General features: G+C 74.3%; 8 protein-coding genes. 3 read left to right on the plus strand and 5 right to left on the minus strand.

Features of this window, described 5'->3' with window-relative positions:
- On the minus strand, positions 1-1610 hold a 1610-nt coding region (locus tag ACWGH4_RS22750; protein WP_453463764.1), incomplete at its 3' end, for a bifunctional 3'-5' exonuclease/DNA polymerase.
- An 81-nt stretch (positions 1611-1691) separates the two neighbouring features.
- A complete protein-coding gene (locus ACWGH4_RS22755; RefSeq protein WP_453463767.1) occupies positions 1692-2252 on the minus strand; it encodes a sugar O-acetyltransferase in 561 nt (186 codons plus the stop codon).
- Positions 2253-2353: 101 nt separating this feature from the next.
- Here ACWGH4_RS22755 and ACWGH4_RS22760 point away from each other — a divergent pair, with 101 nt between their 5' ends.
- Positions 2354-3067 (plus strand): lipoprotein, encoded by a 714-nt coding sequence (locus tag ACWGH4_RS22760; RefSeq protein WP_453463769.1) that lies wholly within the window; start codon positions 2354-2356, stop codon positions 3065-3067.
- 180 nt (positions 3068-3247) lie between these two features.
- Here the strand turns inward: ACWGH4_RS22760 and ACWGH4_RS22765 are convergent, their stop codons facing one another.
- Together ACWGH4_RS22765 and ACWGH4_RS22770 are read right to left on the minus strand one after the other, a co-directional pair.
- Positions 3248-5398, minus strand: a complete 2151-nt coding sequence (locus tag ACWGH4_RS22765; RefSeq protein WP_453463772.1) for an FtsX-like permease family protein — start codon at positions 5396-5398, stop codon at positions 3248-3250.
- A complete protein-coding gene (locus ACWGH4_RS22770; protein ID WP_453463775.1) occupies positions 5392-6117 on the minus strand; it encodes an ABC transporter ATP-binding protein in 726 nt (241 codons plus the stop codon). The genes ACWGH4_RS22765 and ACWGH4_RS22770 overlap by 7 nt, the downstream gene beginning before the upstream one ends.
- A gap of 127 nt (positions 6118-6244) precedes the next feature.
- On the opposite strand from ACWGH4_RS22770, the gene ACWGH4_RS22775 reads away from it, so the two are divergent.
- Positions 6245-7387: a DUF2786 domain-containing protein gene (locus ACWGH4_RS22775; RefSeq protein WP_453463777.1), complete on the plus strand. Its 1143-nt coding sequence runs from the start codon at positions 6245-6247 to the stop codon at positions 7385-7387.
- A 71-nt stretch (positions 7388-7458) separates the two neighbouring features.
- Here ACWGH4_RS22775 and ACWGH4_RS22780 read toward each other — a convergent pair whose 3' ends face one another.
- Positions 7459-8115: a hypothetical protein gene (locus ACWGH4_RS22780; protein ID WP_453463780.1), complete on the minus strand. Its 657-nt coding sequence runs from the start codon at positions 8113-8115 to the stop codon at positions 7459-7461.
- A gap of 93 nt (positions 8116-8208) precedes the next feature.
- On the opposite strand from ACWGH4_RS22780, the gene ACWGH4_RS22785 reads away from it, so the two are divergent.
- The coding region (locus ACWGH4_RS22785; protein WP_453463783.1) for an FUSC family protein at positions 8209-10274 on the plus strand (2066 nt) is incomplete at its 3' end.

Genomic DNA, 10274 nt, shown 5'->3' on the forward strand with positions numbered 1-10274 from the left:
CGCCCGGCCAGCTCACCGGCCGAGCGGATCGCCTCGGCCACGTCGCGGGCCTCGTCCGCCGGGCAGTGCACGATCACCTCGTCGTGCTGGAAGAACACCAGCTCCGCCCGCATCCCCGCGGTCGCCTGCCGCAGCGCCGCCAGCATCAGCAGCGCCCAGTCGGCGGCGCTGCCCTGCACCACGAAGTTCCGGGTGAAGCGGCCCCGTGCCCTGGCGTTGGTCGATGCGTAGCCGGGCGTGAACTCGCCGTCGGCGGGAGCGGCTTCGACCGGCTCCTGGGGGATGCCCGCCTCGTCGTCGTCGCCCGCGCCGGCCGCCCGGGGACTGGTGCGCCCGAGCCATGTCCGTACCAGCCGGCCCTCCTCGCCCGCCTTCGCCGCGTCGTCCACATAGGCCACCGCCCTCGGGAACCTGCGCCGGAGCGCCGCCAGGTTCTTCAGTCCGTCGCCCGACGTCTGGCCGTAGATCGCGCCGAGCAGCGCGATCTTGGCGTGGTCGCGGTCACCGGAGAACGCCCGGTCGGACAGCGCCGTGTAGAGGTCGCCGTCGTGCCCCGCGACCTCCATCAGGCCGTGGTCCCGCGAGATCGCAGCGAGCACCCGCGGCTCCATCTGGTCGGCGTCGGCGACCACGAGACGCCAGCCGTCGTCCGCGACGACGGCCCGCCGGATCACCTTCGGTATCTGAAGTGCCCCGCCACCGTTGGTCGTCCAGCGGCCGGAGACGCTGCCGCCGGGCAGGTACCCGGGCCGGAAACGGCCGTCCCGCACCCAGTCCTGGAGCCAGCTCCAGCCGTGCGCGGTCCAGATGCGGTACAGCTTCTTGTACTCGATCAACGGCTTCACGGCCGGGTGGTCGATCTCCTCCAGCTCCCATCGCCGGGTCGAGCGCACCTTGATCCCCGCCTGTGCGAACGCCCGCACCACATCCGCCGGCAGATCAGGCCGCACGCGCCGGCCGAAGGCGGCCGACACCTCGTCCGCGAGCTCCGCCAGACGTCTCGGCTCGCCACCGCCCGCGTACCGCTCCCCGAGCAGTTCGTGCAGCACCGCCCGGTGCACATCGGCCCGCCACGGGAGCCCCGCGCGGTTCATCTCGGCGGCCACCAGCATGCCCGCGGACTCCGCGGCCGTGAGCAGCCGCATCCGGCCGGGGTGCTCGGCGGCCAGATGCCTTCGCTGCTGGTCGGCGTAGACCTCGAGCAGTGCCTCCAGGGGCACGGCGACGGGCTGCGGCTCGAACAGTGAGGACTGTGAGCCGGGCTCGGCCGCGCGGGCCGGCGGATCGGGCGGCACGGGAGCGTTGCGCAGCCGCGCCCAGGCGGCGGCCGCCGAGCGGGGCTCGCCGAGCCGTCCCTCGTGGCCGAGCAGCAGCAGCTCGGCGTCCTCGATGTCGTAGCACCTCTCGACCCGGACACCGGCGGCCAGCAGCCGCGGATAGATCCCGGCGGTCGACCGCCACACCCACCGGTCCACCCCGGGACGGGAACGGACCGCCTCGACCAGGTCGGGCTCCTCCACCACGGGCCCTCGGGGCAGGCCGTCGGGACGGAGGGGGACGAGCCTGGCCCCGTCCCCCTCCGTCGCTGCCAGAGCCCATCGTTCGCCCATGGGTTCGAGTGTGGCAGCCGGGTACGACAACGGCCGGTCGACGGGCCGGGCGGCGACGCGGGAGGCGGGCGCGCCGCGGGCTCAGCCCGTGAGGGAGCGGACGACGCGGGCGGGGTTGCCCACGGCGAGCACCCCGGCGGGCAGGTCCCTGGTGACCACGGACCCCGCGCCGACGACGGTGTTCTCCCCGATGGTGACGCCGGGGCAGACGATCACGCCGCCGCCGAGCCACACGTTGTCACCGATCACGATGGGGACCGCCTTCTCCCACCCCGCTCGGCGTCGCTCCGTGTCCATCTCGTGGGCCGGGGTGAGGAGTTGCACGTTCGGTCCGATCTGCACGTCGGCGCCGACGGTGATGGGGGCCGCATCGAGGAAGACCGCGTTGAAATTGACGAACGTGCGGTCCCCGATGCTGATGTAGCGCCCGTAGTCGCAGTGGAACGGCGGCCGGATGCGCACGTCCTCGCCCAGCGAGCCGAGCAGTTCGCGGAGTATCGCGGTCCGCTCGTCGGGCGAGGCGCCGCCGTTCGCGTTGTAGGCGGCGCAGAGTTCGGAACGGCGCCGGGTGTCCGCGCCCAACTCCTCGTCGTCCGGGAGGTACCACTCGCCGGCCAGCATCCGGTCCTTGTTCTCGCCCATTGCTCGAAGCCTTCCTCGACAGCGGCTCTCCGTAGGATCGATCCTGCTACGCCGCCGACAGTGGTGGCGGGTTCACGGACAGACAGGGTGGGGATCCTTCGGTGCGGAGTGTGATGCGGGGACGGCTGCGCGGCGCGGCTCTCGGGGCGGTGGCGGCGGTGCTGGTGACGGGGGTGGCGAGCGGCTGCTCGTCGGAGGCCGGCTCGGACGAGCAGGCGGGTGGTCCGGCGAGCCAACAGGACGCGCAGCAGGGCAAGGACGAGACGCAGGAAAAGAACGAAGAGAGCAAGGAGCAGGACAAGGCGGCCGACGGGCCGGCGGAGGCGGGCTCGGTGGGCGCTCCCGGCTCCGCCTGCCCGATGCCCGTCACCTTCTCGCTCGCCGCGGACTGGAAGCCCGAGCGCCTCGAGAGCGACAAGGACAGCGAGTTCGCCGCGGTCCTCGACCAGGGCCCGGTCACCCTCGTGTGCGAGATCGACGCCAAGCCCGCCGGCCACATCGGCTTCATCCGGGTGTGGGTCGGTGCCGAGGCCGGGGACGACAGCCGCAAGGCGCTCCAGGCGTTCGTCGCCGACGGTGCGAAGGAGCGGACGGACGAGGTGTACAAGGGGACCAAGGCGGGGAATCTCGCCGCCACCGAGGTCACGTACATCGACAAGAACGAGTTCTTCGACGACCCGAAGAAGGAACGTGCCTTCGCCGTGGCCACGCCGCGGGGCCTGGTGGTCGTGGACCTCGGCGGCTTCGACTCGCAGGAACACGAGCAGATGCTCCCCGCGTACGAACTCGCGAAGCGGACGCTGCGTATTTCCTGACGGGGTGTTCCTAACCGGGGGCGTTTCCCGACCGGGCGCGCGCCGGTCCCGGGAAAGGACCGCGGGCGGGGACCGGACTCCCGGGGCCCCGCCCCCTGGAGTCCCGCGACCTCGTGTCCCGCCCCGCCCTGGAGTCCCCGGACCTCGTTCCTCGCCCCGCCCCCGCCCGCCCCGCCGCCCTCACCTTGTCCGCGGGCAGCTGACCAGCGACGCGAGGACCGCGACCGCCGCGCACGACCCGAGTGCCGCTCCGGCCGTGCCCCACGGCACCACCACGGTCACGGGCGCCGACAGCGCGGCCAGCGCCGTCCCCAGCCCGGCCAGGTTCACCGCGGTGATCGCCGCCCCCAGCACGGCTCCCACCGCGACGGAGAGCAGCGCCTCTCCTGTGACCACCCGCAGCACCTGTGCGCGGGTCGCTCCCGCGAGGCGCAGCGAAGCGAGTTCGCCGGCGCGTGCCGACGTGGCCATCAGCAGCGTCCCGGCGAGGGCGATCGCCGTGTAGACAAGGGCGATCCCGAGGACCACGAGCATTCCGAGACGCGTCTGCGGGCTCGTACGGGGATGCGTCGCCGCGGCCCACTCGTGCACGTCGCGGACCGTTCCGCCGAAGGAGCGCCGCAGTTCACCGGCGAGGGCTTCGAGTGCGGCCGGGGAGGCGCCGGCGCCGGCCCGTACGTCGATCCGGTCGACCGGGGCGGTGGGCGCGTTGGCGGCCGTGACGAAAGCGCCGTCGCCGCCGGTCCCGACCGCCAGGACGGCGGCGATACGCAGTCTGGCCGGGCGGCCGTCGCCCAGCCACACATCGATGGTCCGCCCCACTTCGTGCCGCATCCATTCCTCGGTGACGACGATGGAACGGTCGTCCAGGTCGCGCAGGTCGCCCGCCGTGACGGGCAGCCGCGCCAGCTTCGCGAACGCCGCGGGGTCGGTCACCGCACGCGCCTCGAACCCGACGAGCGCGGTGCCCTCCTCCCGTACGTACACGGCGGTGGACGCGGACGGCGAGACAGTCGCGGCCTTCGTCACCGGCGTGCTGTCGGAGCGTTCCGGCACGCGCAACCGTTCGCCGGTCACGACCAGTTGGGCCGCCGTCCGTTCCCGGGCGTCCGCCGCCCGCGCCGCCGTCACCGACTCGGCGGTCCCGGTCATCGAGCCGGCGAGTGCCACGGTGACGAGTACGGGCGCGGCGACGGCGGCCGTGCGGCGCACGGACGCGGCGGTGTTCTCCCGTACGAGCATCCCCACCGCGCCGGGCAGGGGCAGCAGCCTCGCGGCGCGCCGCACGAGCAGTGGAGCCAGCAGCGCGACGGCGGTGATCAGGATCATCGGCCGGGTCAGGTAGGTCTTGCGTTTCAGTAGGTCGGCCGGGTCCGTGGCGAGCCCCCAGGCCAGCAGTGCCGCACCGGCCATCGCGAGGACGACGCCGGCCAGCAGTCTGCCGCGCGGCAGCACACCCGTGTCCACGTCCGCCTCACGCAGTGCCTCCGCGGGACCGATGCGCCCTGCCCGGCGCGAGGCGGCCCACACTCCCGTGACGGCGACCAGCAGCCCGGTCCAGAACGCCACGTGGAAGGGCCAGTTCACGTCCTCGCGGATCGCGAACCACGCGGGCGCCACCCGCCCTTCCACGAGGGCCCGGGCCAGCCGCGGCGCTCCCCAAGCGCCGAGCGCGCAGCCCGCGGCCGAGGCGAGCACGCCGACGACCAACGATTCGGTGAGCAGCAGGCGGCGGATCTGGCCGGGCGTCGCCCCCGCTGTCCGCAGCAGCCCGAACTCACGTCGCCGCAGGGCCACCGCGAAGGCGAACGTCGAGGCGACCACGAAGACGGAGACGAAGGCGGACACGCCGCCGGCCGTGCCGAGCAGCGAGTTCACCGAGACGAGAGCCTGGGCGTCGCGCTCGGTCCCGGGATCGGCGCGCCGCCGTTCGTCCCCGGTGAGGACCTGCGCCCTGTGGCCCACCACTTCTCTCACCCTGTCGGCGGGGGCGTCGACGCCGACCGCGTCAGGGCCGCCGTCGCGGGTCACCCGGCCGAGCGCGGCCAGTTCCCGCAGCAGTGCGGTGTCCACAGGGTGTGGATGGGCGAGCGGCTTCGACACCGTCTCGGTCGCCGGCCCCCGACGGACCTCCACGGTGAGCCTGTCCTGCCCCATGACGACCACCGGCGAGGAGGCGAACCGCTCCGGCGGGCGCTGCGGCGCCTCGAGGGTGGAGGCCAGGCCGAGGCCCATCGTCGCGAGCAGGCCGACGCCCAGCGCGAGTGCGACGAAGCCGGCGACGAACGTGGCCCAGCGTGCCCGCAGTGCGGCACAGGCAACGGTCAGCACGGGACCGCCTCCAGCACCGCGAGACGGGCCGCGACCTGCTCGGCGGTGGGCGACGTGAGCTCTCCGCCGACCCGCCCGTCGACCAGGAGGACGACCCGGTCGGCGAACGACGCGGCCACCGGATCATGGGTGACCATCACGATCGTCTGCCCTTCGCGGTCCACCAGCCCGCGCAGGAGTCCGAGCACCTCCTTGCTGGTGACGGTGTCGAGCGCACCGGTCGGTTCGTCCGCGAACAGCACGGCCGGCCGGGTGATCAGGGCACGGGCGAGGGCGACCCGCTGCTGCTGCCCGCCCGACATCCGGCCCGGCCGATGCCCCGCCCTGCCTTCGAGGCCCACCTCGGCGAGCGCCCGGCGCACATCGGCACGCGACGGCCGCCGCCCGGCCAGCCGCAGCGGCAGGGCGACGTTCTGGGCCGCGGTCAGCGACGGGATCAGGTTGTAGGCCTGGAAGACGAAGCCGATCCGGTCGCGCCGCAGCAGCGTCAGCCGCCGTTCGCTCAGCCCGTCCAGCCTGAAGCCGTCGATCTCCACGCTCCCCGAGGTGGGCCGGTCGAGCCCGGCGGCGCACTGGAGCAGGGTGGACTTGCCCGATCCGGAGGGCCCCATGACGGCGGTGAAGGACCCTCGCGGGAATTCCAGGTCGACGCCGTCGAGTGCGGTGACGTCACGGTGGACGCGGCGGAGGCCGGTGAGCCGTACGGCTGTTGTGGTCATGCCGCCAGGCTTCCGTCTCCCGGCGCGGTGATCACGACCACTGGGGGGTGTTCCGGGGGTATGGCCTGCCCTACCCCCGGAAGCACCCCGCGGGACCGGCCGTCCCGTCCGTGGGACCATCCGAAGTATGAGTACGGTCGAAAAGGCGCTGGCGGCGGCGCTGTACGGGGAGGGCGACGAGGCGCTCGACACCGGCGCGTCCCTCCTCGCCGCCGACCCCTCCGCCGACGGGGAGCTGCGCCTTCGCGGCGAGGAGTTGGTGCGGCGGGCGTGGGAACGCGGCTGGCAGCCGGCCGACGTCGTGCGGCTGGTCCGGCGGGACCTCGACGACACGCACGAACTGCTGGCGGCGGGGCTGATCACTGCGGAGACCAAGCGCTACGGCCCGCGGCTCGCCCCCCGCTTCCGTGCCCAGCTCGACGAACTCGCCGGTCTGCAACCGCCCAGGTCCGACCGTTTCTCGCACGCCACCGCCCTGCTGGAGCTGTACCGGCTGCTCTCCCGCCTCCCCGCGATCGAACCGGTCGGCCCCGTCCCGGGCGCGTCCCTGGCCTCGGTGCCGGCGTCACCGTACGAGCCGCGCATGCTCGGGCGGATCCGCGCGCTGCTGGCGAAGGCGGAGGCCACCGGCTACCCGGAGGAGGCGGAGGCGCTCACCGCCAAGGCACAGGAGCTGATGGCCCGGCACAGCGTCGACGAGGCCCTGCTGGCCGCCCGTACGCACAGCCCGGACGCGCCGTCCGCGTGCCGGATCGGTGTGGACGCCCCGTACGAGACGGCGAAGGCGGTCCTGCTCGACGCGGTCGCCGCCGCGAACCGCTGCCGAGCGGTGTGGAACAGCGCGTTCGGCTTCTCGACTGTCGTCGGCTTCGAGAGCGACCTCGAGTCGGTCGAGCTGCTGCACACCTCCCTGCTCGTCCAGGGCGCGACGGCCCTCACCAAGGCGGAGTCCGCGCAGCGTGCGGGCGGCCGCCGGCGGACCAAGACCTTCCGCCAGTCGTTCTGGACCGCGTACGCGAGCCGCCTGGGCGAGCATCTGACCGCCGTCGCCGACGAGGTGGTCACCGCCGACCTGCTGCCGGTCCTGGCATCGCGGGACGTGGCGGTGGCCTCGCACACCGACCGGATGTTCCCCGAGACGACGACCACGCGGGTACGCGGCGCCACGGACCTCGACGGATGGCAGGACGGTCGCGCCGCTGCGGACCGCGCGGAGCGTCGGGGCCCGGCGCCGTCGGCGGGACGCATCCCGCGCAGACCCCGCCCCTAGCCACGCCGGTCGGCGGCGCCGGCTGTCACCTCGGCCCGGCCCGGTGCGCCTCCGCAGCCCCGGCTGCCCCCTCAGCCGGCGCGCTGCCTCCTGCGCGCCGCGGCCATGCCCGCCACGCCCACGACCACCGCGCCGAGCAGCAGCCATTCGAGGATGCCGAGCCACTCCGGCAAAAGGCGGTACGTGGTGCCGTCCCGGTACACACAGGTGGCCTGGGCGGGGAAGATGTCGCGGTCCACGCGCGTGGCGCGGTCGTAGATGCCGGTCACGAACGCCGAGCAGGACTGGAGGGGTTCCTTCCCCGGTGAGGTCAGCGCCGTGCCGCCGGCGTGGACGAGAGCGAGGGCGAATCCCGCGCCCACGGCGGTCGTCCCCATCCGCCGGGCCGCCTTCTCGTGGTCGGACCGGACGAACTCCAGTGCCGTGGCGGCGACGGCGCAGGCGGCCGTGGCGGCGATGCACGCCCACATCACCCACACCAGCGCGCCGGCGGTGGAAATGGTGGTGCCGTCCGCGAACACGCACCGCACGTCCGGCGGCAGGCTGCTCCGCTCGACGGTGAACGGCCCGCCGGGGCCGACCATCCCGTGGCTGCACCGCTCGTCCAGTTCGGAGATCGCCGCCAGCAGGCCGGCCGCCAGCCAGACGACCACGGACGCGCACAGCAGCAACGCGAAGGCGACCCACAGCCCGTCCGACGACAACCGCGCCGTGCGTATGTTCGACATGGTCGGAGCGTATGGCCCGGCATCGCTCCGCCGTGCGGCGCCCTCCGCCCTGAGGTCGGGTGAAATGCCGGGAAAGGTCGTTACGCTCGGCCCATGAGCTGGCTCCGGGCGCTGAAGGAGACCGCCCTTTCGGGGCTGAAGATCGAGCGGAAACGGCTGGAACCCCTCATCGCCGTCCGGGCCGCCGCCGGGCTGGCGCTCGTCGTCGGCGCGGGGCTCATGCTCTTCGGGCCCGCCGTCGCCGTGAGTTCCGCCTTCGGCGCGTTCCAGTCCGCCATCGCGACGTTCCAGCGCAGCTGGCGGCCGCGGCCGGTCCTCGCGCTCCTGTCGGGAGCGACGCTCGCCGTCTCCACCTTCCTCGGCTACCTCACCGGCGCCCATGTCGCCCTGTTCCTCGCCCTGCTGACGCTGTGGACCTTCCTCGGCGGCCTCCTGTGGGCGGTGGGACCGACCGCCGGGATCATGGCGTCCTCCAACATCGCCATCATGCTGGTGACCGTCACCCTGCCCACGTCGGTCGCCGCCGCCGCGGGCCATGCCGCCATGATCGCCGTCGGAGGCGTCGTCCAGGCCCTGCTCGTCGTCCTGTTCCCCGTGCGCCGCTGGGGCGCGCAGCGCGACGCGCTCGCCGACGCGCTCGCGGCGGAGGCCGACTACGCGCGCAGGCTCCGCGAGGACCCGACGGCGTCCTTCGACCCGGCCCCGCTCATGTACGCCCGCAGTGCCGCTGCCGTCACCCCTCGCCAGGCCAGGCGCAGGCCGGCCGAGCTGCACGGCACCCGCGGCGTCGCCGAACGCATCAGGCCCGTGCTCGCCTCACTGGCCGATCCGGCGGTCGGTGTTCCCGCGGAGGGCCCGGCCCGCGACCGGGTGCGTGAACTCCTCCACGCCGCCGGGACGGTGCTCGACGCCGCCGCGCGTGCAGTACGCCACGGGGAGGCCGTCCGGGTGCCGCCGGCCGCGGCCGCCGCCCTGCGGACGCCCGACACCGGCGCCCTCCTCTCCGGGCCGCCCCGACGAGCGGCCGTGCGGCTGACCGCGCTGCTCGACGAGGTCGTCGGCACGGCGCGCGGCCTGGGCGGCGCCGAGTCCGACCACCGCACACGGCAGGGGCTGGTGCGGCTGGTCCCCGGCGCGCTGCGGGCGATGCGCGACGAGCTGCGGCCCGACTCGCCGGTGCTGCGGCACGCGGTCCGCTCTTCGGCGGTCGTGGCCGCCGGCTATCTGCTGGGCACCGCGCTCCCGTTGGGCCACGGCTACTGGGCGCCCCTGACGGCGGTCATGGTCATGCGCCCCGACTTCTCGCAGACCTACGGCCGTTCCGTCGCCCGCTTCTGCGGCACGCTCGTCGGTGTGGGCGTGGCGACGGCGGTGGTGCAGACGGCGCGCCCCGGCACCTATCTCAGCGCGGGCATCGCCGTCCTGTGCGCCCTGGGCATGTACCTGGTGATGCGCACCGGGTATGCGGTGGCCAGCGTCTTCATCTCCGCCTACGTGGTCTTCCTGCTCGGCACCGGTGGAGAGGACTGGGCCCAGACGGTTCCCCAGCGAGTGCTGCTCACCTTCCTCGGCGGGGTGCTGGCGATGCTCGCCTACGCGCTCTACCCGGCCTGGGAGACCCCCCGCCTGCACCACCGGCTCGCCGACTGGCTGCTCGCGAGCGGCCGTTACGCCGCGGCCGTCCTCGACCGCTACGCCGATCCCGCCGAGGGGCCGGACACCGCCGGGTCGCCCGGGTCCGCGGACGTCCGGGGGACGCTGCTCCACTCGCGGGACGCCCGGATCGCCTGGCGGGACGCCCTGTCGAAGGCCAAGCACGAGCCGGTGCGCTCCCGTGTGCTGTCACGGAGGACGGCGGAGGACGCGGGCCGGGCACTCGCCCAGGCGGGCAGGGTCGCCATGCTCATCGAGGCGCATCTGCCCGAGAACGGCGGCGGTCAGGACGCCGCGCCGGTGCCCGCCGCCGCCGCGCTGGCCGAGGTGCTGCGCCACGCCGTCGAGGAGGGCGCGGAGGCGGTACGCGAGAACCGGGTGCCGGACTGGGGGCCGGTGCACGAGGTCGTGGACCGCTGGGGAACGAAGGAGACGTCCGACGCCGTCCTGCGGGGCGGCGCCGTCCAACTCCTCGCCGCCCTGGACGACCTGGCCGACGCCATGGC

The organism is Streptomyces sp. NPDC054847, assembly GCF_053610925.1.

Excerpts from the sequence above, each read along its gene's own strand:
- ACWGH4_RS22755 (WP_453463767.1), bottom strand. The coding sequence starts at position 2,252 with ATGGGCGAGAACAAGGACCGGATGCTGGCCGGCGAGTGGTACCTCCCG.
- ACWGH4_RS22770 (WP_453463775.1), bottom strand. The coding sequence starts at position 6,117 with ATGACCACAACAGCCGTACGGCTCACCGGCCTCCGCCGCGTCCACCGT.
- ACWGH4_RS22775 (WP_453463777.1), top strand. The coding sequence starts at position 6,245 with ATGAGTACGGTCGAAAAGGCGCTGGCGGCGGCGCTGTACGGGGAGGGC.
- ACWGH4_RS22780 (WP_453463780.1), bottom strand. The coding sequence starts at position 8,115 with ATGTCGAACATACGCACGGCGCGGTTGTCGTCGGACGGGCTGTGGGTC.